Annotated in this window: 21 protein-coding genes and 1 tRNA gene; 15 read left to right on the top strand and 7 right to left on the bottom strand. The window is 36.0% G+C overall.

The window, feature by feature from the left end; all coding sequences use genetic code 11:
• Positions 1 to 15: 15 nt before the first annotated feature.
• The gene (locus tag JO178_RS10675) at positions 16 to 741 is read right to left on the bottom strand and encodes an RNA methyltransferase (RefSeq protein ID WP_291935193.1); all 726 of its coding nucleotides are present in this window, start codon (positions 739 to 741) and stop codon (positions 16 to 18) included.
• On the opposite strand from JO178_RS10675, the gene JO178_RS10670 reads away from it, so the two are divergent.
• Complete coding sequence (locus tag JO178_RS10670; protein ID WP_291935191.1) at positions 727 to 3,336, top strand: BamA/TamA family outer membrane protein; 2,610 nt, start codon at positions 727 to 729, stop codon at positions 3,334 to 3,336. The two genes, JO178_RS10675 and JO178_RS10670, sit on opposite strands and share 15 nt — an antisense overlap.
• Here JO178_RS10670 and JO178_RS10665 read toward each other — a convergent pair.
• Together JO178_RS10665 and JO178_RS10660 are read right to left on the bottom strand one after the other, a co-directional pair.
• A complete protein-coding gene (locus JO178_RS10665; protein ID WP_291935189.1) occupies positions 3,333 to 3,950 on the bottom strand; it encodes an ElyC/SanA/YdcF family protein in 618 nt (205 codons plus the stop codon). The genes JO178_RS10670 and JO178_RS10665 overlap by 4 nt on opposite strands.
• Positions 3,947 to 5,071: a ferredoxin--NADP reductase gene (locus JO178_RS10660; protein WP_291935187.1), complete on the bottom strand. Its 1,125-nt coding sequence runs from the start codon at positions 5,069 to 5,071 to the stop codon at positions 3,947 to 3,949. Before JO178_RS10660 ends, JO178_RS10665 begins: the two co-directional genes overlap by 4 nt.
• A 32-nt stretch (positions 5,072 to 5,103) precedes the next feature.
• Between JO178_RS10660 and JO178_RS10655 the strand changes: the two genes are divergently transcribed.
• The 12 genes from JO178_RS10655 (at position 5,104) to JO178_RS10600 (ending at position 17,242) form a co-directional block, all read left to right on the top strand.
• The gene (locus JO178_RS10655) at positions 5,104 to 5,664 is read left to right on the top strand and encodes a TlpA disulfide reductase family protein (protein WP_291935185.1); all 561 of its coding nucleotides are present in this window, start codon (positions 5,104 to 5,106) and stop codon (positions 5,662 to 5,664) included.
• 25 nt (positions 5,665 to 5,689) lie between these two features.
• Positions 5,690 to 6,661, top strand: a complete 972-nt coding sequence (locus tag JO178_RS10650; protein WP_291935183.1) for an iron ABC transporter permease — start codon at positions 5,690 to 5,692, stop codon at positions 6,659 to 6,661.
• Between the two features lie 302 nt (positions 6,662 to 6,963).
• Entirely contained in the window at positions 6,964 to 7,887 is a 924-nt protein-coding gene (locus tag JO178_RS10645) for an ABC transporter ATP-binding protein (protein WP_291935182.1), read from the top strand.
• Positions 7,888 to 8,052: 165 nt separating this feature from the next.
• The gene (locus tag JO178_RS10640) at positions 8,053 to 8,505 is read left to right on the top strand and encodes a MarR family transcriptional regulator (protein ID WP_047099142.1); all 453 of its coding nucleotides are present in this window, start codon (positions 8,053 to 8,055) and stop codon (positions 8,503 to 8,505) included.
• A 56-nt stretch (positions 8,506 to 8,561) separates the two neighbouring features.
• Complete coding sequence (locus JO178_RS10635) at positions 8,562 to 10,967, top strand: 3-hydroxyacyl-CoA dehydrogenase/enoyl-CoA hydratase family protein (protein WP_291935180.1); 2,406 nt, start codon at positions 8,562 to 8,564, stop codon at positions 10,965 to 10,967.
• Positions 10,968 to 11,053: 86 nt separating this feature from the next.
• Complete coding sequence (gene tnpA / locus JO178_RS10630) at positions 11,054 to 11,518, top strand: IS200/IS605 family transposase (RefSeq protein ID WP_291935178.1); 465 nt, start codon at positions 11,054 to 11,056, stop codon at positions 11,516 to 11,518.
• Between the two features lie 106 nt (positions 11,519 to 11,624).
• Positions 11,625 to 12,803, top strand: a complete 1,179-nt coding sequence (locus JO178_RS10625) for an acetyl-CoA C-acyltransferase (RefSeq protein ID WP_291935177.1) — start codon at positions 11,625 to 11,627, stop codon at positions 12,801 to 12,803.
• A gap of 106 nt (positions 12,804 to 12,909) precedes the next feature.
• Positions 12,910 to 13,194, top strand: coding sequence for a four helix bundle protein (locus JO178_RS10620; protein WP_291935350.1), 285 nt, complete (start codon positions 12,910 to 12,912; stop codon positions 13,192 to 13,194).
• A 51-nt stretch (positions 13,195 to 13,245) separates the two neighbouring features.
• Entirely contained in the window at positions 13,246 to 15,024 is a 1,779-nt protein-coding gene (locus tag JO178_RS10615) for an acyl-CoA dehydrogenase family protein (RefSeq protein ID WP_291935175.1), read from the top strand.
• Between the two features lie 220 nt (positions 15,025 to 15,244).
• Positions 15,245 to 15,589, top strand: coding sequence for a YegP family protein (locus JO178_RS10610; RefSeq protein ID WP_291935173.1), 345 nt, complete (start codon positions 15,245 to 15,247; stop codon positions 15,587 to 15,589).
• A gap of 332 nt (positions 15,590 to 15,921) precedes the next feature.
• A complete protein-coding gene (locus JO178_RS10605; RefSeq protein ID WP_291935171.1) occupies positions 15,922 to 16,662 on the top strand; it encodes a methyltransferase domain-containing protein in 741 nt (246 codons plus the stop codon).
• 133 nt (positions 16,663 to 16,795) lie between these two features.
• Entirely contained in the window at positions 16,796 to 17,242 is a 447-nt protein-coding gene (locus JO178_RS10600) for a phosphohydrolase (protein ID WP_291935169.1), read from the top strand.
• Here JO178_RS10600 and JO178_RS10595 read toward each other — a convergent pair.
• Positions 17,239 to 17,955 carry a DUF2490 domain-containing protein gene (locus JO178_RS10595; protein WP_291935167.1) on the bottom strand — a complete coding sequence of 239 codons (717 nt, stop codon included), beginning with the start codon at positions 17,953 to 17,955 and terminating at the stop codon, positions 17,239 to 17,241. The genes JO178_RS10600 and JO178_RS10595 overlap by 4 nt on opposite strands.
• Positions 17,956 to 18,026: 71 nt before the next feature.
• Entirely contained in the window at positions 18,027 to 19,838 is a 1,812-nt protein-coding gene (locus JO178_RS10590; protein WP_291935165.1) for a TonB-dependent receptor, read from the bottom strand.
• Positions 19,839 to 20,479: 641 nt separating this feature from the next.
• Here JO178_RS10590 and uvrA point away from each other — a divergent pair.
• Positions 20,480 to 23,272, top strand: coding sequence for an excinuclease ABC subunit UvrA (uvrA, locus tag JO178_RS10585; protein WP_291935163.1), 2,793 nt, complete (start codon positions 20,480 to 20,482; stop codon positions 23,270 to 23,272).
• 165 nt (positions 23,273 to 23,437) lie between these two features.
• Here uvrA and JO178_RS10580 read toward each other — a convergent pair whose 3' ends face one another.
• Positions 23,438 to 23,560 (bottom strand): hypothetical protein, encoded by a 123-nt coding sequence (locus JO178_RS10580; protein WP_291935161.1) that lies wholly within the window; start codon positions 23,558 to 23,560, stop codon positions 23,438 to 23,440.
• Positions 23,561 to 24,004: 444 nt separating this feature from the next.
• On the opposite strand from JO178_RS10580, the gene JO178_RS10575 reads away from it, so the two are divergent.
• A tRNA-Arg gene (locus tag JO178_RS10575) sits at positions 24,005 to 24,079 on the top strand.
• Here the strand turns inward: JO178_RS10575 and JO178_RS21520 are convergent.
• Positions 24,039 to 25,610 carry a recombinase family protein gene (locus JO178_RS21520; RefSeq protein WP_365866466.1) on the bottom strand — a complete coding sequence of 524 codons (1,572 nt, stop codon included), beginning with the start codon at positions 25,608 to 25,610 and terminating at the stop codon, positions 24,039 to 24,041. The two genes, JO178_RS10575 and JO178_RS21520, sit on opposite strands and share 41 nt — an antisense overlap.
• Positions 25,611 to 25,687 lie beyond the last annotated feature (77 nt).

Here is a 25,687-nt window from a genome sequence, read left to right as displayed (position 1 = left end):
TCTGATGTCTGATATCTATTTGGAAAACAATTGTCCCAAAATTATTCCTGCCGCCATAGAAACATTCAGACTCTCCGTAGATTGAGATTTCCCGAATCTTGGGATACTGATACTTTTCTGAAGTTGTTTTTCTGTTTCCGACCTCATTCCATTTCCTTCATTTCCTAAAATCAGATTTATTTTTGCCGGCTTTTCAAAAGTATAAATATTCTCGCCATCCATATCGGTACCGATATTTATATTATCCGTATTTGAAAGGTATTCAACAAGATCCGTATACACTATATTGACCCGGGTAAATGACCCCATTGTAGCCTGGATCACTTTCGGATTATAGAAATCTACCGTATCTTCACTACAGATAATCTGTTCTATTCCAAACCAGTCTGCCAAGCGAATAATTGTTCCCAGATTTCCCGGATCCTGAATCCCATCCAAAACAAGCTGAATATTCTTATCCTCCGCTATTTCCACTGGAGCAAGATAGCATACTGCAACAGAATCTTTTGGGGTTTTCAGAAAACTAATTTTTTTTAACTCATTTTCAGAGATATGGATAACGGGTACATCCGTACGGTCCAATTTTTGCGGATCGGTTGAATATATTTCTTTAACTTTAATATTAGAATTAGAAAGTTCACAAATGATTTTATTACCTTCAACCAAAAACAAATTGTATTTTTGTCTGAACTTCTTTTTATCTAAAGACTGTAAAATTTTTATTGTATGAGCTGTAAGCATTATAAGAATTCTCCTCAAAAATATTATAAAATTATCTCATTTGCAACATTTGTTGGTCTCCTTTATGCTTGTAGTACGACAAAAAAAGTTCCAAATGGGGAATACCTCCTGACTAAGAACAACTTTGAGTTCGAAGACAAGAGAGAATCTTTTGATGAAGAACTTAAAGATTATGTTCAGCAAAAGCCTAATAAAAAGCAACTTCTTTTTATGCCTTTGACGTTGGCGTTTTATAATATGGCCAATCCAAAGTACGATACCATCCTTAATGAATACATGACCTATCCCCGTGAAATGAGAAATCAAAAACTCAGGGATTCCCTCTTCATTAAATATAATATGAAAAGCAGTGTGGGAAAGAGTTTATTTCTTGATCGTGTTTTGCATAGCTGGGGAACTCCACCGGTAATACTGGATCAGACAAGGAGTGAAAAGAGTGCCGAATCTATTAAGAAAAGACTTATTTACAGAGGTTTTTGGGATGCGAATGTGAATTTTAAGCAAAATCTGGATTCCGCTTCTAAAAAAGCAGCAGTCAATTACCTCATTAAACATAATGACCCTACTTATATCAAAGATTATTATTACAATATTCCGGATCAGGGGATAAAAAGTATCTATTCTCATTTAAAGGATAAATCACTTGTAAGAGCCGGGCAGGTTCTTGATCAGACTGTTCTTGAAAAAGAAGTGACCCGAATCACAGATCTGATGAAAGATTTCGGATATTACAGATTCAATAGTTCCAATGATGAGGTTTATTTCGTAGCAGACTCCTTAAAGAGCAAAAAGCAGATACCCCTTACGCTGGAAGTTCATAAAGACTCTTTAGACAGCCCTTATAAAGTGGCCACTTTTGGAAATATAGATGTTGCTATCGTAGATGAACCTAGTGATTACCCTAAAAAAACAGTTAAAGACAGTTTAAGAAGAGTAAGATTCCATACGATGAATAACAAATATAAAATTTCATCTTTATGGAGAGCTGTAATCGTAGACAGTAAACAAATGTATGATCAGAAGAAACTGGATGTCACAAAAAGAAACTTTATGGCTATGAACAATTTCAGCATTGTTAAGGCAAGAGACTCTTTAAGACAGGGAGGAATTACCTCTCCCAACGACAGTATCGTTGATGTTTTGTATGTATTAAAACCACTTCCTAAATACGATCTTAAAGTAGGAACCGATATTAATTATTCTCAGATTCTCAATCTGGGGATCTCTCCTTCTATTGACCTTACCACAAGAAACGTCTTCAGAGGAGCGGAAAACCTTTCTACAAGTATTTCCGGAACATTTGGTTCTATCAGAAGTACAGAGGATATCAACAAGAGAAGCACAGCCTATGAAATATCTGCTCAGGCTTCCCTTAACTTCCCGAGATTACTGCTTCCTTTTAATTATTATAAATTTATTCCTAAACGATACACGCCTACTTCCTCCATTTTACTGGGAACCTCTATACAGAACAATATCGGTCTCGGAAGAATAAACTTTAATACGGGACTGAATTACCAGGCAAATATCAATGATCAGGTATATCATAAACTGACCCTGTTTAATACACAGATCAGTTTGACAAGAAACAAAGATGCTTATTACTCTTATTTCCCTAATGACGAAAAAATCAGGGAAGACATCTTTAACAACTACTTTGGGTTCAGCCCTGAAACAGCACAAACCGGACAACAGTTTCAAGCAGGGCAACTGAGCATCGATGATGTTTCAAAAAAAATCCTTGATAATCAGGCTTATCAGGCATCCCTTGATCAGCAGGGAACTGACCTTCTGACAGCCTTCAGAGGAACACTGGTCAATAAAGACAGACAGACTCAGGATGTTTTGATCTCTTCCATGATCTATAATTTTGTGTATAATGAAATTGGTAAAAAAGACTACCCTAATGCATTTTACTTCAACGGTAAAGTTGAACTTGCAGGAAATATCTTAAGTTTATTCAACAAAAAAGACAATGATGGCGGAGTTGTCTCCGCACCTCAGAAAACCATCTTTGGAATTCCTTATGCCCAGTTTGTAAAGTTTGATATCGACGTCAGGAAATATTTCAAATTTAACGGGAATCAGACTTTGGTTTTACGCCAGTTTGTAGGAGTGGGTATTCCGTACGGAAATTCCAAGGATATGCCGATCATCAAATCTTATTTTAACGGGGGATCCAATGATATCAGAGCTTGGGTTGCCTTCGGAGGATTAGGTCCTGCAGATTCACAGGTAGATGAAAGAGTACGTACCTATATGACAGATAATGTAAAGCTTACTACGAATATTGAATACAGGATTCCGTTCAACAATATGTACGAGGGGGCCCTGTTTACAGATATCGGTAACACCTGGAGCCTTCGTAATTATAATGACGGCTACGGAGATGAGTTTAAATTTAATAAATTCCTGGGACAGGTGGGTATCGGTAGCGGATTCGGATTAAGAATTAATATTGCCTATATTACAGCAAGAATAGACCTTGCTTATAAGATTTATGATCCTAACAAACCGGAGGGAGACCGATGGAGATTCAAGAACATCCAGCCTTTTAAACCTACCCTTAATATCGCATTCGGATATCCTTTCTAATCCGGAGAGACGCCCAGAATAAAATAAACCACAGCAATCACACGGGCGAGAATTTCTCTCGCCTGATTTCTGTAAAAACTCTCTGGTTTTGTCACATCCTGCGCATCAAAACCTAAAGCATTCATATCATTATTCCTCGCAAAAAACAACGCACGGAGATTGTGATACCCCTGTGATACAATAATCACATTTTTCTTTTTGTAAACGTCTTTACAACGTAATATACTTTTATAGGTATTAAATCCTTTCGGGTCTTCAATAATAATATCCCCCGGCACCCCTTCCTGATTGACCAGATAATTTTTCATGGCAGCAGGCTCATTATAACCTTTACTTTTTTCACCACTCACAATAATCTTTTTGATTTTTCCATGATGATAAAGAAGCGCAGCAGCATCCATTCTTTTGGTAAAATATGGATTGGAAAGCCCTGATCTCATTTTGGGTGAAGTTCCAAGAACCAGAGCAACTTCCCTTGGCGGAATTTTGGATATTTTTGTATAAGTACGGCCGTTAGTAAGCCCAAAAACCCAGACATTACAAAAACATATCAACAGAATTCCAAGTTCTACTGATATGACTCCTAATCCAAATATGTTTTTAAAAATTCTCAACTAAGATCAAAGTTAAGCTTTATTTTTTTACTTTTCACAATAGACATGCAAGCTAAGATATGCCCTAACGATTCCTCTTTTTCGGTTAAGTATTCATTTTCAAGAAGTTCCACTTCTCCCTCGTCTAGGGAGCATTCACAACTTCCACAAATTCCGGATTTACATGAATAAGGAACTGGAAACTTCTGGCTCAGAAGCTGTTGAAGTACCCGGTCTTTATTGTCAGGAAGAATGGTCGTATATTTTTTTCCTAACATCGTAAATTCCACTTCGATATTTTCAATCAGAGGAAACTCCTTTTCTATCGGATAAATATCATCATTATATTCTTCAAAAAGTTCAAAATGAATATTTTTTTTAGGAATCCCGTGATGATAGCAGGCATTTGCTAAAGTTTTGATCATTTCGCCCTTTCCGCAAATCAGAACTTCATCTACAGCATCCCAAATGGTAGATTCCTCATCCGTATCGTCCAGATGCAGGATTTGATTAATAATCAGATTCAGCTTTTTTTCATCCAGTCTGCCGTAAAAAAACTGGTCTGCCGTTTTTTCCTGGGAAAAGAAATAGAAAATCTGAAGCCTGTCTCCGCAGGTTCTGGCAAGATCATCCAGCTGATCCCTGAAAATCAGTTCTTCCGAACTCTTATTACCAAAAAATAAAAATAATCTTGTTCTTGGTTCTGTATGCAGAATATTTTTAAAATGGCTCAGAATAGGAGTAATTCCAATACCGGCCGCAAAGGCAACAATGGTTCTGAATTCATGGGGTTTGGAAACCAGAGTAAATCTACCTGCCGGTTCACTCACCCATATGTTATCTCCAGTGTTATAGTTCTGAAACAATTGTGAAGTAGCTCCTTCAGAGCCATTCACTTTAATTCCCAAACATATTTTTTCCTCATATGGAGCAGAAGTCATTGAATAGTCATTAATAACTTCTTTACCATGAGATTGAAATTTAACACTTACAAACTGGCCTGCTTCAAAACTGAAATTATCCTTTAAATTCTCAGGAATTTCAAACTCCAGAGAAAAAGTATTTTTGGTCAGTTCTTCCTTTTTCGTTATTTTTAACAGATGAAACTGTATGAGTTTCCCTTTATAGATTTGTTGTTCCATACTTCAATTCAAAAATAGATAAAAAATAATTTATGAAGAAGATAATTTTATCCACCCTTTTACTTGCTGCTCTTTACAGCTGTAAAAAAGAAGGTCAGAAAACAGACAGTACTACCGCTACCGATTCACTATCAACGGCACAAAACCCAAGTACTGAAACCGCTACCTACACCCCGAAAGAAGTTTCCCCTGAAAATGTAGGAAAACATCTGGCTCAAAAAAATGACACCCTTTATGTCACTAATTTTTTTGCGACATGGTGTGGCCCTTGTATGAGAGAGATCCCAAGCTTTAAAAATAAGATGCAGGAACTAAAAGGAAAACCGGTAAAATTTACTTTCGTGAATCTTGATGAGAAGGCGGATTGGGATGGTCCTGTGAAAAAATTTGTTACAGAGAATAATCTGGGCGCGAATGTTATTCTTCTGGATGGCCAAAAATTAGATCCTAGTTTCTTCTCCGGTAATTTCAAACAATGGGACGGAGGTTCTATTCCTTTTACTTTTATGAGAAAAGGAGATAAAACAGATGAATATTTAGGAATGATGACGGAAGATGTTTTGAATTCAAAAATTGATGCTTTCCTAAAATAAAATATACAGAAACACTTTCTGAATAATGTCAAAAAGGTTTAAGATCCTGTGTTTATTATTGATGGTAGCTATCATAATAGGTGCTGTCATTAATCTGAACACAGGATTTTTAAGTTTAGATTTCCAGGATTTTTTTCAGGATTCTGCCCATAACCAGATTGCTGAAATTCGCATCAACCGTGTGTTGGTCATGTTCCTGGCCGGAATTTCTATTCCGACTTCCGGTTTCCTGATGCAGGAATACTTTCAGAATCCTCTGGCCGGTCCTGATATACTGGGAATAACCTCAGTAGCCAGTTTATCCGTAGCATTTTATATTTTTTTTTCTCAGGATATTCCGCTCCCTGAATTTCTTCAGAACAGCTTTCTTAGCTTATCGGCTATTGGGGGAAGCCTGATACTGATGCTTATATTACTGTCGATGTCCAATAAATTTCAGGACAAATCTTATCTTATTATTTTCGGGTTTCTGGTGTCTGCATTTGCCGGTGCTATTGTTTCACTGCTTCAGTTCTATGCGGAAAATCAGAGTCTGAAAAATTATATTTTATGGTCTTTCGGAGCCAATAATATGGTCAGCAGAAACCAGATTTATGTTCTATCCATATTGGTTGTAACCGGATTATTTTTTTGTTTTAAAACCATAAAGCCGCTGATTGGAAATTCTTTAGGTACTTCTTATGCACAAAGCTTAGGGGTCAATTTAAAACATCTGAAATTACTGATTATTGTCGCCTCTTCCCTTCTGTCGGCATCAATTACAGCATTTTTAGGTCCTATCCTGTTTATAGGAATCATTGTTCCGCATTTCTGCAGACTCATCTACAATCCGTCTAAATTATGGCAGCAATGGATCCTGAATATGTTTTTAGGAATGCTGATCATGCTGTTTTTCTCCGTTATCGCAGAAAAAACACAAATCCCGCTGAATGTCATAAGCTCTGTTTTTGGTATCCCCGTAATTCTGATGATGCTGATGAAACAGAATAAAGTATAATAGATATGGAATAAATGCAAGGGCATAAAAAATAATATGAAGTATTTAAGACGCAAAATTTTATCTCTGATAAAATTGAACATCCTCTGATTCCAATATCTTATTATACGAATTGCTGAAATTTTTTGATTTTTTTGCTTTCCTAAAACCTTACGTAATATATGACAAACCATAAGCCAGGTGTATTACTTAATTTTCAAACCGAAATTTTCAATAATGGTAAAAAATTTCATTTTGTCAATCTCATTGCATTATAAAACATTATTTTTGTAAGACATTACGCATCTATAACTCATTCAAACATGCACCTACAGATCAGGCAAGCCGGTATCGGTTACAATACCACTTTAATATCCAACGCTACCGCTGCATTAAAGCTGGGGGATGTGTGTCTTTTGATTGGTAATAATGGCGTAGGAAAAACAACTTTAATTAAATCTATTCTTCATCAGATTCCCCTTCGGAATGGTGAGATCCTAATCGACAATAAAAATGTAAAAAATCTTTCAGTCAAAGAGATTGCAGAGCGTATTGCCGTCGTTTTTTCAAAATCTCCGGTTCCGCAACATTATACGGTTGAGGACCTTATCTCACTGGGAAAATACATCTACTACCCGTTTTATTTTGAATTAAAAGAAGAAGACCGTAAAGAAGTATCTTCCATTATTGATGAGCTGGATTTAAATCAGTACAAACACACCCTTTTAAAAAACCTTTCCGACGGTAATCTGCAAAAAGCATTTATCGGAAGAGCGATCACCCAGAACTCTCCGGTCATCATCCTGGACGAGCCTACCACCCACCTGGATGAAAAAAATAAAATTATCATTCTTAAAACCCTCAGGAAATTAGCCCGCGAACAAAATAAACTGATCCTGTTCTCATCCCATGACTGGAGACTGGCTAAAGAATTTGCAGACAAAATATGGTATGTCAAAAACAGCCGGCTTTATTCAGGAATTGTAGAAGATATATTACTCCGGCATGAGGAGCTTACCCATGTTTCATTATTTCAAATGAGCGAGAATTTTATAGCGCCTCATATCTCCGCCCCCCAGGTTTATAAGGAAATGCTGTATTCTTTGCTTCAAAAAAATTTCCAAAAAGACCTTTCTTCCCTTCATTTTGAGTTTCAGAACAAGTTTTGGGTAATTACTAAAGATAATACCCAACAACAATGTGAATCTTTCGAGGAAATTGTTAATTTCATTGAAAACTGTCACTAATACTGCAATTTTGTTATTTATTTCACATACTATGCATGCATAGTATTATGCTAATCATACAATTTAACCGATTTACAATCAGGCTATTAACAAAATTTAACGTTAATAAATATTATGCATGCATAATATTTACTAAATTTGGGTAAAACCATTAGCGCAAAAATGATGGATCATAATAAGGAAAAAATAGAAAACGTAGATTTAATTTTAAAACAGACCTGGTTGGCTGTTTCAAAAATGTACACAGAACTGGCTCAGGAACATGATTCTACAGCAGTACAAGCACTCACCCTTCTTAAAATTGATCCCAAAGAAGGAACAAGAAGTACCAATCTGGGACCTAAAATGGCCATAGAACCTACTTCACTTACAAGGATCATCAAACTTCTGGAAGATAACGGATACATCTATAAAGAAAAGACCACCACCGATAAAAGAGAGGTGATCATTAAACTTACAGATAAAGGACTCAACTCCAGAAATATGTCAAAAGAAGTTGTAGTCAATTTCAATAAAAAGGTAATGGAAAAAATTGCCCCGGAAAAGATGGAAGCTTTTAAAGATGTGATGACCGAAATCATGAAAATAGCCAACGAGCTGTTAAACAACAGAAAATAAATTATAATGTAACCGTATGCTTACATACGACCTTATTCAATAATAAAAATTTACATATGAAAAGAAGAATCAAACATGTAACGGTTCTTGGTTCAGGAATTATGGGAAGCGGTATCGCAGCTCACTTCGCCAATATCGGAGTTGAAGTGTCACTTTTAGATATCGTACCTTTTGAACTGACTGAAGCTGAGCAGAAAAAAGGTTTGACCAAAGATGATAAAGCAGTAAGAAACAGAATTGCTGCTGAAAACTTTGAAAAACTTAAAAAAGCAAGTCCTGCACTTCTTTACTCTCCAAAGTTTGCAGATAGAATCAAAGTAGGAAACTTCGATGACGATTTACAGAAAATCAAAAATACAGACTGGATCATTGAAGTAGTAGTGGAAAGACTTGACATCAAGAAATCGGTATATGAAAAGATTGAACAATTCAGAAAACCGGGAACTCTAATTTCTTCTAATACATCCGGAATTCCGATTCACTTACTTACTGAAGGACGAAGCGAGGATTTTAAAAAATATTTCGCAGGAACTCACTTCTTTAACCCGGTAAGGTACCTTCCTCTTTTAGAAATTATCCCTACCCATGATACAGATCCTGAAATCATTGATTTCTACATGAGTTATGGTGCTAAATTTTTAGGTAAAACTACCGTTTTAGCAAAAGATACACCTGCTTTCATCGCCAACAGAATCGGAGTATTCTCCATGATGGATCTTCTTCACAATGTGCAGAAATTAGGACTTACCGTTTCTGATGTCGATAAACTGACAGGTCCTGTTATCGGGCGTCCAAAATCCGCTACTTTCAGAACAGCTGACGTAGTAGGTCTTGATACTTTAGTAATGGTAGCCAACGGTGTCCGTCAAAGCGGAGCCGAAGCGAACGACTTTAATGACGTTTTCGCCCTTCCTGATTATATCCAGAAAATGATGGATAATAAATGGCTGGGTTCAAAAACAGAGCAGGGATTCTATAAAAAAGTGAAAAATGCAGAAGGTAAATCTGAAATCCACGGATTAAACCTTGATACTCTAGAATATGAACTTCAGGGAAAATCTTCATTCCCTACCCTTGAGCTTACCAAAGCGATTGATAAACCTATCGACAGATTCAAAGTACTGATAGGTGGTAAAGATAAAGCCGGAGAACTTTACAGAAAATCTTTCGGTGCATTATTCGCTTATGTATCTCACAAGGTTCCTGAAATTTCTGATGAAGTATATAAAATTGATGATGCTATGAGAGCCGGTTTCGGATGGGAAAACGGACCATTTGAAATCTGGGATGCCATAGGTGTGGCAAAAGGTATCGAACTTGCTAAAGATGCAGGATACGAAGTTTCCGACTGGGTAAAAGCTTTAGCTGAAAAAGGAGAAACATTCTATAAGGTAAATGATGAAGGACAAAGCATCTATTATGACAAAAACTCAGGAAACTACAGTAATATTCCTGGTCAGGACGCTTTCATCATCTTAGATAATATCAGAAAAAACAAAACCATCTGGAGCAATTCCGGAGCGGCTATTGAAGATCTGGGAGACGGAATCATCAACTTCGAGATCCGCTCAAAAATGAACTCTCTAGGAGGCGAAGTTCTTGACGGTTTAAACAGAGCTATTGATTTAGCTGAAAAAGAATACGACGGACTTGTCGTTGGAAATCAAGGCGCTAACTTCTCAGTAGGAGCCAACCTTGCCATGATCCTTATGATGGCGATCGAACAAGACTGGGATGATTTAAATATGGCCATTGCTTACTTCCAGAAAACCATGATGAGAGTACGCTACTCCTCTATTCCTGTCGTTGTTGCTCCTCACGGAATGACTTTAGGAGGCGGATGTGAAATGACTATGCATGCAGACCGGGTGGTAGCCGCAGCAGAAACTTACATCGGACTGGTAGAAACCGGTGTGGGGGTTATTCCCGGTGGTGGTGGTACTAAAGAACTTACTCTTAGAACATCCAGAGAATTCCATAACGATGATGTTAAAAACAACAGACTTCGTGATGCATTTATGAATATCGCCATGGGTAAAGTAGCGACTTCCGCCTATGAAGCTTATGATATGGGAATCCTTGAAAAAGGAAAAGACATCGTTTCTGTAAGTAAAAACAGACAGATTGCCGAAGCTAAAAAAATTGCCAAGCTATTAGCAGAGCAAGGATATACCCAACCTATCGAACAAAAGGTAAAAGTTTTAGGTAAAGACGCTTTAGGAATGTTCTACGTAGGAACCGACCAGATGCTTACCGGAAATTATATCTCTGCACACGACAAGAAAATTGCAGACAAATTAGCCAACGTAATGGTAGGTGGAAATTTATCTGAACCGACAGTCGTTACAGAACAATATTTATTGAATCTTGAAAGAGAAACTTTCTTATCCCTTTGCGGAGAAAGAAAAACTCTGGAAAGAATCCAGTATATGTTACAGAATGGTAAACCGTTGAGAAACTAACAGGAAGCTCCGTAGGAGCGACCTGTTAATAGCTATGAATAATTTAAAAAATCGGCAAGTCTCGTAGAGGCGACCTGTTAATTTTTATGGCCAATACCTACACACAAATTTATATTCAAATTGTTTTTGCTGTTAAAGGAAGACAAAACCTGATTTCAAAAGAAAACAGAGAAGAATTACATCAATTTATTACAGGTATTGTTTCCAATAGAAATCAAAAATTATTCGCAGTTTTTGCAATGCCTGACCACGTTCATATTCTTGTAAGCATAAATCCGACAGTTTCAATTTCAGATTTAGCAAGGGATATCAAAGCGGGTTCTTCAAAATTCATCAATGAAAAAGGATGGATAAATGGAAAATTCAATTGGCAGCAAGGTTATGGAGCTTTTTCTTATTCTAAAAGTAGTGTTGATTCGATGGTAAAATATATTTTAAATCAGGAAGAACATCATAAAAAGAAAACTTTTAAAGAAGAATATCTGGATTTTATGTCAACATTTGAAATAGAATATGATTCAAAATATTTATTTGAATGGATTGAAGATTAACAGGTCGCTCCTACGGAGCTCTGCAAAGACTATATAAGCAAATATCTATGAACAGTTTACCTCTACGAGGCAAAAATTTTTCAAAAATAATTTAATTAAACAAAAAATGAAAACAGCATACATTGTAAAAGGATTCAGATCAGCGGTAGGAAAAGCACCTAAGGGTTCCTTACGCTTTACTCGTCCCGACGTTATGGCAGCTACCGTTATTGAAAAATTAATGGCAGAGCTTCCTCAATTAGATAAAAACAGAATTGATGACCTTATCGTAGGGAATGCAATGCCGGAAGCTGAACAAGGGCTTAACGTAGCCCGTCTGATCTCTCTGATGGGATTAAATACCGATAAAGTACCCGGAGTAACGGTAAACAGATACTGTGCATCCGGAAGTGAGGCGATTGCTATTGCTTCAGCAAAAATTCAGGCAGGAATGGCAGACTGCATCATCGCGGGAGGTACAGAATCAATGTCTTATATTCCGATGGGAGGTTACAAACCCGTTCCGGAAACAGATATCGCAAAAACAAACCCAGATTATTACTGGGGAATGGGTTATACTGCAGAAGAAGTAGCCAAACAATATCATATTACAAGAGAAGAACAGGATCAGTTTGCTTTTGAGTCCCACATGAAAGCTTTGAAAGCGAATCAGGAAGGAAAGTTTGCCAACCAGATCGTTCCGATTCCCGTAGAATATAATTTTCTGGATGAAAATCAGAAAATGCAGACTAAAAAGTTTGATTTCTCTGTAGATGAAGGACCAAGAGCTGATACTTCTTTAGCCGGTTTAGCCAAATTAAGACCTGTATTTGCCAACGGCGGAAGTGTAACTGCCGGAAACTCTTCACAAATGAGTGACGGAGCGGCTTTCGTGATGGTAATGAGTGAAGAAATGGTGAAAGAGTTAGGACTTGAGCCTGAAGCAAGATTAGTAGCTTATGCCGCTGCCGGTCTTGAACCGAGAATTATGGGAATGGGACCTATCTATGCTATTCCTAAAGCTCTTAAACAGGCAGGACTGGAATTAAAAGATATTGAGCTGATCGAGCTTAACGAAGCTTTTGCTTCTCAATCCGTTGCCATAAAAAAAGAATTAGGATTAAATCCGGATATATTAAATGTAAACGGAGGAGCTATTGCACTGGGACACCCGCTTGGATGTACCGGAACAAAATTAACAGTTCAGCTTCTTGACGAAATGAGAAGACGCGGCAACAAGTACGGAATGGTTTCTATGTGCGTAGGAACAGGACAGGGAGCAGCCTCTATTTTTGAACTGCTTTAATTAATTATAGATTTTAAATTATAAATTTTAGATGAATAATTTCAAGGAAGATAATTTAATTCAAATAAAAACATTCGATTTTTCATTAAAAATTATTAAATTTTAAATTCAATGTAAAACTCAAAATGAATTTATTTTATCTAAACAAATTCTTCGTTGTGGAACTTCAATTGGTGCAAATGTAGAAGAGGCAATTGCAGCGCAATTAAAGAAAGATTTTATTTCAAAACTGTCAATTGCAAACAAAGAAGCAAGAGAAACAAGATATTGGTTAAGGCTTTATCAATCTCCAAATTTAGTTCAAATCGAAATTGATTCTTATTTGAAAGAGATTGAAAGCATCATTAATATCTTGACTGAAATCATTAAAACTTCGTCTGAAAATTTATAACGACAAAATCTAATTTAAAATCTAAAATTTAAAATCATAAAATAATAATAAATGAACAATATAGTTAAAGGTGGCGAATTCCTAATCAAGGAAATTCCTGCAAATGAAATTTTCAGTCTTGAGGAACTGAACGAAGAACAGAAAATGCTTCGTGACTCTGCAAAAGAATTTATTGACAGAGAAGTTGTTCCTCAGAAAGAACGTTTTGAAAAGAAAGATTATGCATTTACAGAAGAAACTATGCGTAAACTTGGTGAAATGGGAATGTTGGGAATCGCTGTTCCTGAAGAATACGGAGGTCTTGGAATGGGCTTTGTGACTACTATGCTTGCATGTGACTACCTTTCAGGAACTACAGGATCATTAGCAACTGCTTATGGTGCCCATACCGGTATCGGTACTCTTCCTATCGTTCTTTACGGAACAGAAGAGCAAAAGAAAAAATATCTTCCGGATCTTGCAACAGGTACAAAGTTCGGAGCTTATTGTTTAACTGAACCGGATGCGGGTTCTGATGCCAATTCAGGAAAAACAAAAGCTAAACTTTCCGAAGACGGAAAACATTATATCATCAATGGTCAGAAAATGTGGATCTCCAATGCAGGATTTGCAGATACATTCACATTATTCGCTAAAATTGATGATGATAAAAACATCACCGGTTTCGTGATCAACCGTTCTGAACTTGAAAACCCTGCAAGTTTAACTTTTGGTGAAGAGGAACATAAATTAGGAATCCGTGCTTCTTCTACACGTCAGGTATTTTTCAACGATATGAAGATTCCTGTAGAAAACCTTTTAGGAGAAAGAAATAATGGTTTTAAAATTGCTTTAAATGCGTTGAACGTAGGCCGTATCAAATTAGCAGCAGCCTGTTTAGACGCACAAAGAAGAATTTTAAACCATTCTATCCAGTATGCTAACGAAAGAAAGCAGTTTGGAGTTTCCATCTCTACTTTCGGAGCCATCAGAAAAAAGATTGCTGAAATGGCAACCGGAGTATTCGTAAGTGAAGCCGGTTCTTACAGGGCGGCAAAAAATATTCAGGATAAAATTGATGAACTGGTTGCGGGAGGAATGGATCATCAGGCGGCAGAGCTTAAAGGTGTTGAAGAATTCGCAGTAGAATGTTCGATTCTTAAAGTATTTGTTTCTGATCTTGCTCAGCATACTGCCGATGAAGGAATTCAGGTATATGGAGGTATGGGATTCTCTGAAGATACTCCAATGGAATCTGCATGGAGAGACTCAAGAATTTCAAGAATCTATGAAGGAACCAATGAAATCAACAGATTATTAGCGGTTGGAATGCTTATTAAGAGAGCAATGAAAGGTGAATTAGACCTTTTATCTCCCGCAATGGCGATCAGCAAAGAGCTAATGGGCATTCCTTCGTTTGAAGTTCCTGATTATTCAGAATTCATGAGCGAGGAAAAAGCAATTATTGCTAACCTTAAAAAAGTATTCTTAATGGTTTCCGGAGCTGCACTTCAGAAATACATGATGGATATCGAAAAACAACAACACCTGTTGCTGAACGCTTCTGAAATCCTTAACCAGATCTATATGGCAGAATCTGCAGTATTAAGAGCTGAGAAACATTTCTCTCCTGAATCTGTAGAGGCTGCAATGGCTCAATTGAACCTTTATAAGGCAGTAGAAAAAATCATCGTTGCTGCAAAAGAAGGTATTATTTCTTTCGCTGAAGGAGATGAGCAGAGAATGATGCTTTCAGGATTAAGAAGATTCACCAAGTATACCAACAATCCGAATGTAGTCGCTTTAACTGAAAAAGTAGCGGCTCATTATATTGAAAAAGGAGCTTATTAGTCTTAATAACATACATTTGATTTACAGGAGGCTGTCTTAAAAGACAGCCTCTTTTTTTGATTTATATTGAAAAAAAATATTATTTTTAAGTTAAAATTAAAAACACATTAAAATATTACAGCACCATAATTCCATGATGCATCTCTCTTTTTTACTATTGGAATAAAAGCAGGTACTTTCCGGAACACTCACAACCAAACAAATTTTAAAAACTATTAGTATGGGAAAATTCGTTATTTCAAAAAGAACAAACGGTGATTTTCAGTTTAACCTTAAAGCAGGAAACGGGCAGGTGATTTTAACCAGCCAGGGATACAGTTCAAAATCCGCCTGTGAAAACGGAATCGGATCTGTAAAAACCAATGCACAGGAAGATTCAAAATTTGAAAGAAATAAAGCAAAAGATGACCGTTGTTATTTTAACCTTAAAGCAGGAAACGGACAAATTATAGGAACCAGTCAGATGTATGAATCTGAAAATGGCATGGAAAACGGCATAGAATCGGTAAAACATAATGCTCCCAATGCTTCAGTGGAAGAGGAAAGCAATTCCCGGAAAAATTAATTAGTCTCAATAAAAATATATTTTTTTTCAAATATTCTTATTGTTTGTTGTGATTTATTCATTAATTTTATCAAAAATTCAAAATGATGAAACTGCAAATGATGTATATTTATGATAATTTCTGTATAAAAAAATAGGATAGCCATTTTTGCATTAATATTTTTCCGGCTATCTTAAAAAGGTATGTTAATCTTTCTGTTATTCACCCTGTAGTTCCCAATCAAAGGTAAAAACAGCTGATCAAACTCTAACAATACATATCATAATATTTTAATCAGGATTATATTCATATAAATGCACACAAAATTGTTGAAAAAAAAATTATTTAAAATATGAGAAAAATTTTAAAAAGGATCCTGAAAGGATCCAAAGTTTCCCCTATTCCAAATGTTGAGCTAGACAGACAATATTTATCCAAAGATGTACCCCTCTCTACTATTGCCAGTCATCAGAATTGGTACAATCATCTGATTGAAATTGGCAATAAACCTGGTATGAAAATTTTAGAAGTTGGCAGCCGCGAGGTGACAGGTTCTTATAATTCTAAAAAAAATTTCGAACAAGCAGAATATACAGGTTTTGACTATTATCCCGGAAGTAATGTAGATATTGTAGGGGATGCTCATAAGCTCTCCAGCTATTTTGCCCAGGATGAAAAATTTGATCTTATCTATTCAGCTGCCTGTTTTGAACACTTCGCTATGCCGTGGCTTGTAGCAGAAGAAATTGCAAAGCTTTTAAAGGTAGGCGGAATCATATTTGTAGAAACTCATTTTTCATATTCTGCACATGAAAGACCATGGAATTTCTTCCAGTACAGTGATATGGGACTGAAAGCATTATTTTCTAAAGCATTAGGATTTGAATGCATCGATGCAGGAATGTCTAATCCTCTTATTGGAAGATTTTCATTACTTGCGGATGAATACCTGCAAAATAAACCCGTAAAAGGACTTTACTGTCACAGTGAATATCTCGGAAAGAAAATAAAGGATGTCGAAAATTTCTCCTGGGATCAGGTAGACCTGAATGATGTTGTGGGAGAAACAAAATATCCGGAACCTCAGCCATGAACTGATGACAACAGCATAATAAAATAAATGAGAGTCGCCTCTTCAGACAGAAAAATTTTCACATAATTGTCACAAAAAATATCTTAAAATTTTAAGTCATTTTTTTATTTTTGTAGTCTATTTTCTTAGAAAAATGACAAAAGAAGAATTACTGAATAAAGCTATAAAAATAGCCGATAAGGCACACAAAGGACAAACTGACAAATACCATGCACCTTATATTGCTCATGTGATGCGTGTTATGGAATACGGCAAAACACTTGATGAAAAAATTGTAGGGGTATTACATGATGTGGTGGAAGATCATGCTTCTGAGTTCGGGTTTGATTATCTGAGAAACGAAGGATTTCCGGAATACATTATTTTCGCAGTAAGCTGCCTGACAAAATTTGATCCTGAAGAAGATTATGATGAATTTATTAAAAGAACGGAAAGATCTCCTTTAGCCGTGGCTGTAAAGCTGAATGATCTTCGTGACAATATGGACCTTAGAAGAGTCAACAGAGAACTTACTCCCAAGGATATCAAGAGATTCAATAAATATCTGAAAGCTTACCGTTATCTGATTGAGAAGTATTAATCTGCACCCGGGAAGTCGTAAGTCTTCACATGATGATTAGTCCCATCAATATTGATATTCAGAGCAAGATAAATAAAATGCAAATTTTTATTTCCTGCGGCATCAAACTCACGCTGCCACAGATACCCTGTTAATACTCCAAAGTAGTCGTCGATCTGATAGCCGAAACCGCCATATACTCTGTTCCTGGCAAAAGTAGGCTTCATCGGAGACACAAAGAAAACTTCATCATAAGCATTGGCAAATACAGTTCCTTTCTGGATAGTCTTGGAGTTTAGCGGCACACTCACATTTAAACGATAACGGTAACGCATTCTTTGTGAGGTTTTGTCTGATCCGGGCTCATAAAACCAGCTTTTCTCAGCGCGAAAACGGTTCTCAAACTTTACGATCCCTTTTTTGAGATCGATTACATCCTGAAGCCATACTCTGAACTCCTCTTTACTAAGACTGTGATCTTTATAATTAACATAACGACCCAGCCCGATGAATGGTTTATGGTTTTTGGTAAGATTATACCCAATCCCGCCTTTTATCTCATAATAATCAGGATAGGTATAATCTTCGTTGCCACGTAACTGGCCCTCTCCGTAGATGAAAAATTTAGGATGAAACTTGTAGGTGAGAGTCACTGCATTGAAGCTGGAAAGATGTTCCTGTGCTTTAAAAAATGACATACTGATAAGTAAACTCAGGCCTAAAAAACGTTTCATAAAAAATTTTTGCAAATGTATATTTTTTAACAATTTGTTAATATTAACTTTAATTAATATTACATTAACACCTACTTAATATTAATAGTGTAAGAAAATCCGACATGAAACCACCTTTGTGGCATTTGCACCCCAAAAGCTTCCGTGTATTTTGTATTGGTAATATTGTTAATCAGAACATAGACGGAAAAGTCTTTTTTAGCAAAACTCAGCTTCTCATCCAGAAGATTATAAGTCCCGAGATTGACACGTTCATTGTATCGGTATACGAGCTCATTGGTAAAATGGGTAAGGAATTTAGTCTCCAGCTTTGCCACAACCTGATGTTTAAGATTATCAAGAATATACCTTGAGACAAAACTATCTGACTCTTTATAACTGCTGTCGATATAGGTATATCCCACAGAATATTTTAACCAGTAATTTAATTTTTGGTTAAACTCCAACTCTATTCCTTTTGTTTTAATTTTTCCTACATTTTGAGCATACCAAACTTTATCATTAATATTATTTTTTACCCAATCAATAGAGTTATCCGAGTTTCTTATAAATCCACTCACTTTAGCCAGGATCTTATTATTTTGATACTGATACCCTACTTCGGATGAAACCGCATTTTCAGGCTGTAAATTGGTATTACCGTGTTCTGTCGGGCTTATATAATACAGTTCTGTAAAAGTAGGTACCCGGTGTACTTTGGCAATATTTCCATAGACTTTACTATTAGGAGTAAAATTATATCCGACATCAAGCCCCGGATAGAAAAAATTCCCTTCTTTAGAATAATTAGCCCATGAAATTCCAGGACTGATATTCAGTTTCTTATCCAGTAATGAAAAATGATGTTCAAAAAAGACCTGAGAAACAAAACGGTTCGGGTTTCCTAAATTGGTACTTACCAGCAGTTCTTTTCTCAATTCAACCCCTATACCGGTAGTTCCTAGCCCCCACTGATAGCTTGAATTTACTTCTCCCCCCACATTATTACCAATATGCATATTCCTATATATAGACGGATTGTTTCTGTTAAAAAGATACATATCCTGCCCTCTTCGCCAATATACATTAGAATTAAGCTTTAATTTTCCAAAGGTCTGCTGGTGGGCTAAACTTACAATAGAAGCCTGTGTTTCTTCATACTGTTCAGTAGCAGATTTGGACGAGTAAAATCCATTCGCCCCGAATTTTTTTTCTGAAAATCCGGCCTGAAGTTTAAGGTCTCCGTTTTTAATAGCCAGCCTTCCCTGGTAAAATACATTCCTGATTTCGTAATCCGTATTATACATATACCCCTGAGAGGAAGAAGAATTGGCCTGTAAGGAGTTTGAGAACTTTTCATTTCCCAGTTGAGCATTGAAGCCGAGGCTATAGGTTTCATAGTCCCCTCCTTCTGCATTTATTTTCACCCGTTTTCCGGGGTTTACCTTAGTAATGATATTGATCACACCGGCATATGCATTCTGCCCGAAACGTCTGGCTGCAGGCCCTTTAATGATTTCAATTTTTTCAACATCGGATAGGTCTACGGGAATATTCATGTTATTATGCCCGGTCTGGGAATCATTCATCCTGATTCCGTTCAGCAATAACAATACCTGTTCAAAAGAGCTTCCTCTGAAAGTAATATCACTCTGTACCCCATTGGCCCCTCTTCTTCTGATATCCATTCCTGAAACCTGCTGAAGAATTTCATCAATACTTTTAGCCGGAGAATGAGCAATATCTTCTTTAGTGATCACACTTATATTCTGATTGGCACTTTTATAGGGTGTAGAGATGAATTTCCCCTGAAATTCGATGCTTTCAATATCTGTTGTCTTTTCCTGTGCCTGTATCCAAAGCAGAGATCCCAGAAAAAAAGCACTTCCTATCTTTTTGATCATAATCTTATCCGTAGTTTTTAATAACAATCTCCAAAAGTAAGGGAGTTCACCAAGACAGACAAATGATACTTGTCATAAAAAAAGATGCAGCGTGGGAAGCTGCATCTTGTAATTTGAGGGAGTAATTTTTATCTTTTTCTCATTAAATGTGTAACTAGATCTCTGAATAATTTTCTCATTTCTATATTACATATTTATGAATGCAATTTTAACTAATTTTAAAACATAAAGCAATAGATACGTAAAAAAAATAATAAAAGACTGAAAAGCACTTTAAATACAGTAAAAATCAATTAAAAAACCAGAATAATTTCACAAAACACAAACTTATACTTCTTTTTTTCAGCATCTTATAGGAACACAAACATCAATATATGCTATGGATAATATTATTTTTCTGCTCATCGGATAAGCGTATAATTTTCACTAAAAATTCGTAATTTTGTGGGTCTTAATTTTCCGGCTGAAACCTTTCTTTTTCAACCCACATTTTAGGCAGCGTTCTCATTCGTATGCTGCTTATCGGTGAGATTCAAAGGTGTAAGAAGTTCAATTAATGACCATCCGGGACTATTCCCGGTGAAACACCATTATACTGGCAGATCAAATCCTGTACAGTTACTTTAATGAATAAACAAAATATGGCTAATACAGCAGAAATAGATATAAAAAAACAGATTTTCGTTAAGAATGCACATCTTAATAATCTGAAACACATAGATGTCCTGATCCCTAAAAATAAATTAATTGTTATCACGGGAGTTTCAGGAAGCGGTAAATCTTCTTTAGCTTTTGACACCATTTATGCTGAAGGACAAAGGAGATATGTCGAAAGTCTAAGTTCTTATGCCCGTCAGTTTTTAGGTAAACTGGAAAAGCCTAAGGTTGATGATATCAAAGGACTGGCCCCTTCCATTGCCATCCAGCAAAAAGTAATTTCTTCCAATCCGCGTTCTACAGTGGGTACATCTACTGAGATCTATGATTATATGAAGCTTTTATTTGCAAGAATCGGAAAAACTTTTTCTCCGGTTTCAGGGGAAGAAGTGAAAAAAGATTCGGTTTCTGATGTCGTAGATTTTATTAAAGCATCCAAAAAAGAAACTTCCTTCCTGTTGACTGCACCATTGGAATACGATGCTGATAATTTTAAAGAAACCCTGAATGTTTTGAAACTAGCAGGGTTTACAAGACTTGAAATCAACGGAAATCTAGCGGGCATTGAAGATCTGGAAAGTTTCGGATTCCTTCCTGAAAAGGGAATGACTATTAACCTTGTGATTGACCGTTTTGCATATGAAGAAGACGAAAGTTTTCTTCAGAGACTTGCAGATTCCATTCAGATGGCTTTTTATGAAGGCCGTGGCTACTGTTCTCTCAAAAATACAGATACCGGAAAGATAAAGGAGTTCTCCAATAAATTTGAACTGGATGGCATAGAGTTCCTTGAGCCTAATGTTCATTTTTTCAGTTTTAATAATCCTTACGGAGCTTGTCCGGCCTGTGAAGGTTATGGAAAAGTCATCGGAATTGATGAAGATCTCGTAGTCCCGAATAAAACGTTATCAGTCTACGAAGATGCTGTGGTTTGCTGGAGAGGCGAAACGATGAGTGAATGGAAAAAAGACTTCATCAAAAAAGCCGGAGACTTCCCTATCCATAAACCTTATCACCAATTAACAAAAGAACAGAAAAACTTCCTTTGGAAAGGTGACGGAAAGAGCAGTTTCCCTTGTATCAACAATTTCTTCAAAATGCTTGAGGAAAACTTATACAAAATTCAATACCGCGTTATGCTTTCACGTTACAGAGGAAAAACGCTCTGCCCTACCTGTGAAGGATTAAGATTACGTGAGGAAACAAGCTGGGTAAAAATTGACGGACATAATATCCAGTCGATGATTGAACTTCCCCTGGATGAGTTGGCCCCTATGATCAATAGCCTCAAATTATCTGAACATGATCAGGAGGTTGCCAAAAGACTTTTATATGAAATCACAACCCGCCTTGAGTTTTTGTTAAAGGTCGGATTAGGATATTTAACATTAAACAGAACATCGAATACCCTTTCCGGAGGAGAAAGCCAGAGAATTAATCTGGCAACAAGCCTGGGAAGTTCACTGGTAGGATCTATTTATATTCTGGATGAACCTTCTATTGGTCTTCATTCCAAGGATACCGAAAACCTGATTGAGGTATTGAAAAACCTTCGTGATCTCGGAAATACGGTTATCGTGGTAGAACACGACGAAGATGTAATGCATGCTGCCGATTATATTATAGATATAGGCCCCGAAGCCGGCTATCTTGGAGGAGAACTCGTATTTGCAGGAGATTATAAAGAACTTAAAAGCGCTGATACCCTTACTTCAAAATACCTTACCGGAAGGCTGGAAATTGAAGTCCCTGCAAAGCGAAGAAAAGCAAAAGAATGGATTCACATCAAAGGAGCACGCCAGAACAATCTTAAAAATATTGATGTAGATGTTCCTCTGGAAAGTCTGGTAGTGATTTCAGGCGTCTCAGGAAGTGGGAAATCTACCCTGATGAAAGAGATTCTGACTAATGATATTCAGATTCAGCTAGGAATGGGTGGCAAAAAAGGCGACTATGACAGTGTAGAGTTTCCTAAAAAACTGATTAAGAATATCGAACTGATCGACCAGAATCCGATTGGTAAATCTTCCCGCTCAAACCCGGTAACTTATCTGAAAGCATATGATGATATCCGTGATTTGTTTGCCAAACAAAAAGTAGCTAAAATGATGGGTTATAAACCCAAACATTTCTCTTTTAACGTAGACGGCGGAAGATGTGATGAATGTAAAGGTGAAGGAGTGATCAATGTTTCCATGCAGTTTATGGCAGATATCGAACTTGAATGTGAAGTTTGTAAAGGCACCCGGTTTAAAAACGAAATTCTTGAAGTAAAATTTGATGAAAAAAATATTTCGGATATTCTTCATATGACTGTAGATGAAGCACTGGAGTTCTTTAAAGACAACAATGAAGAAAAGATTGTAACTAAACTAAGACCTTTACAGGAGGTAGGATTAGGTTATTTACAGCTGGGACAAAGCTCTTCTACTCTTTCCGGCGGAGAAGCGCAGCGTGTAAAGCTGGCTTCATTCCTGGTAAAAGGAGTCACTACGGATAAAACATTGTTTATCTTTGATGAGCCTTCAACCGGGCTTCATTTTCATGATATTCAGAAATTGCTGAAATCACTTCAGGCATTAATTGATCTCGGGCATTCTGTGATTGTCATCGAACACCAGCCGGATATTATCAAATGTGCAGATTATATCATTGATATCGGCCCTGAAGCAGGAAAACACGGCGGCGAAGTCGTTTTTGCCGGCACCCCTGAAGATCTCACAAAAAACAAGAAATCTTACACCGCAAAATACATCAAGGAAAAACTTGAAAAATAAATATACACAGAGAGCAGAAAGGCTCTCTGTTTTTTTATTTTAATCAGTATAATATGTATTGATAGATTGTAATGAAATAAAGATACTCTTTTTTTAAAATGATAACCTATGGCTTTTATATCAAAATGTTATAAATATCGGGAGCACACCTATCATATAATAGGGCTATTTCTTTCCGGAAATCAGGGCAATAAGACAACCGGTCTTATTCAGATCTACTGATTCAACCAAAATGTCACCTGAAACAGTTTGTGTATCAACTTTTTCAATTCTGTAAAATTCGTGCATTGATGGTCTTTTTTAGCAGAGTCAACAATCTAAGAATAGCTTATCAATCCCCAGCCTATCATTATTGAACAGAAAGGTACCGGATCCGGACGCACTTATCCACAACAAATTGTGGATAACTTGTGAATTTTAACATTAAGTTCATATTTCGTATTGAATTAATTTGTACATTTACTATGTAATAATAATAGAAGTGGAAACTTTATTTGCTTTTCTTCGTCTTGAAATTGCAATTAAATTTGAAATAAAAATTTAAGCACAGCATTGTCGGCTGTGCTTTTTATTGTTGTCTAATTAAAAAAATGAGATGTTTTATCTACTGAATCCGCTCCTAAAGAGCGGGTTCTTTTATTTTGCAGGTGATAAAAACCGGAAAACAGACAGACTCATTTCCTATTCCTCCTACAATGAATCCGAAATAATATGTACCTTTAATTTCATAATGGCCTCATAGTTCAATGGATAGAACAAAAGTTTCCTAAACTTTAAATCCAGGTTCGATTCCTGGTGGGGCTACCAAACAGGGATAAGCTGTTTTCTTATCATTTTTTTTATTATTTACATCACCTAATCCATTGGTTACAAGAGATATACTTCTTAACACAGAGTTTACTCTGGTAGTTCGATATTCAATTCCTGTAAATTCAAGATTTTCTGGATATATCGAACTAATTATTTTTCTTTTTGCTTCTACACTACTTGATTGGTATAATAATGATAAGTTAGATATAACTGATAGAGCCTTGTTTAAGCGATCATCAACTTTTTCGGGTTTACTAGTCGCAACTAAACAAGAATGAAGTTCATTTTCAAGAATTTCAATTTTTTGTTTTGACTGTGCTTTAATAATCATATAATCGTCATCTTCAATCTTTTCCGCTAATAATTTTTCTCGTGCAAGAGCTATTTTAGCATTATAAGTTTCTATTTCAGAAATTATTCTTTTTCTTCTATCGCCAGCTTTGTTATTATACTTTTTATAGGTTGTTAGTAGAATATTTTGTAAAATTTTTTGAACTGAAGGAAGAAACTCATATTTCTTTAATTCCTCTACAAAAAGATTATTGGTAAGTTCAGCACTTTGCCTAAATCCACAAGATGATTTACAATGATAGTAATAATATACTTTCTGACTTCCCTTTGAACCACTGGCAGTTAAATTTTTTCCACATTTCGGGCAAATCAAAAAACCTCTCAATGGAAATACATCAGCAGAACTAAATTTTATATACTTTCGGGTTTTTCTTTTATTGCCTTCTAAAATGAACTGGACTTTATTAAATAGTGTCTCACTTATAAGAGGAGCATGTAAAGATTTTACATAGTGAGCTTCTTCATCCCGGTATTTCTTGATAAATATTTTACCACAATACACTGGATTTCTTATCGCAACATGAAAAGCTTGATTACTCAAAATTTTTACTCCCTTTTCTGAAAGCTGCCGTCGTATAGTTTCAGGAGCCTCAATTCCTTTTGCTATTTCATTGAATAAATAACGTATTATTGAAGCTTCAGGTTCTTTAGGCTCAATAAACTTATATTTGCCATCCTCAGTAATTTTATTAATGTATCCGAAAGGAGCACTAGCCATCCATCTTCCTTCCTTTTTAGCTCTTCGCATACCATAAAATGTATTCAGTGCTCTTCTGTCATTCTCTACTTCTGGTGCAGCAAGATAGATTGCTAACATCATTTTATTTTCTGGTATGAAAAGATCCAATGGTTGTTCTATTGCTTGGACTTCTACTCCCAGTTTTTTAAGGATACTTATCATTTGATATGCATCACCTGCATTCCTGCTAAAGCGGTCCCATTTAGTAAATAAAACTTTATCAATCTTAGATTTTTTTTTCTTTAGATAAATTAAAAGCTCATTCCATCCTGGACGATTAAAATTTTTTGCTGAATGATCTTCAAAAATAAGATTATCAATTTTAAGATTATTAGTTTCACAATACCTTTTTAAGCGTTCTTCCTGATCACGTTGAGAGTAACCTCTATCTGCCTGCTCATCAGTTGATACACGAATATATAAAGCAACATTACTCATAATAATTAGTTTTAAAATTTTCACCTAAAGATATCGAAAAGTATTTACAAGGTTTGTAATCAATTTAATAGTAAAAA

Source organism: Chryseobacterium sp. (assembly GCF_019236175.1).
GTDB lineage: Bacteria > Bacteroidota > Bacteroidia > Flavobacteriales > Weeksellaceae > Chryseobacterium.
The sequence above is the reverse complement of the archived record's forward strand: the minus strand, read 5'-3'. Positions and strand labels throughout refer to the sequence as shown.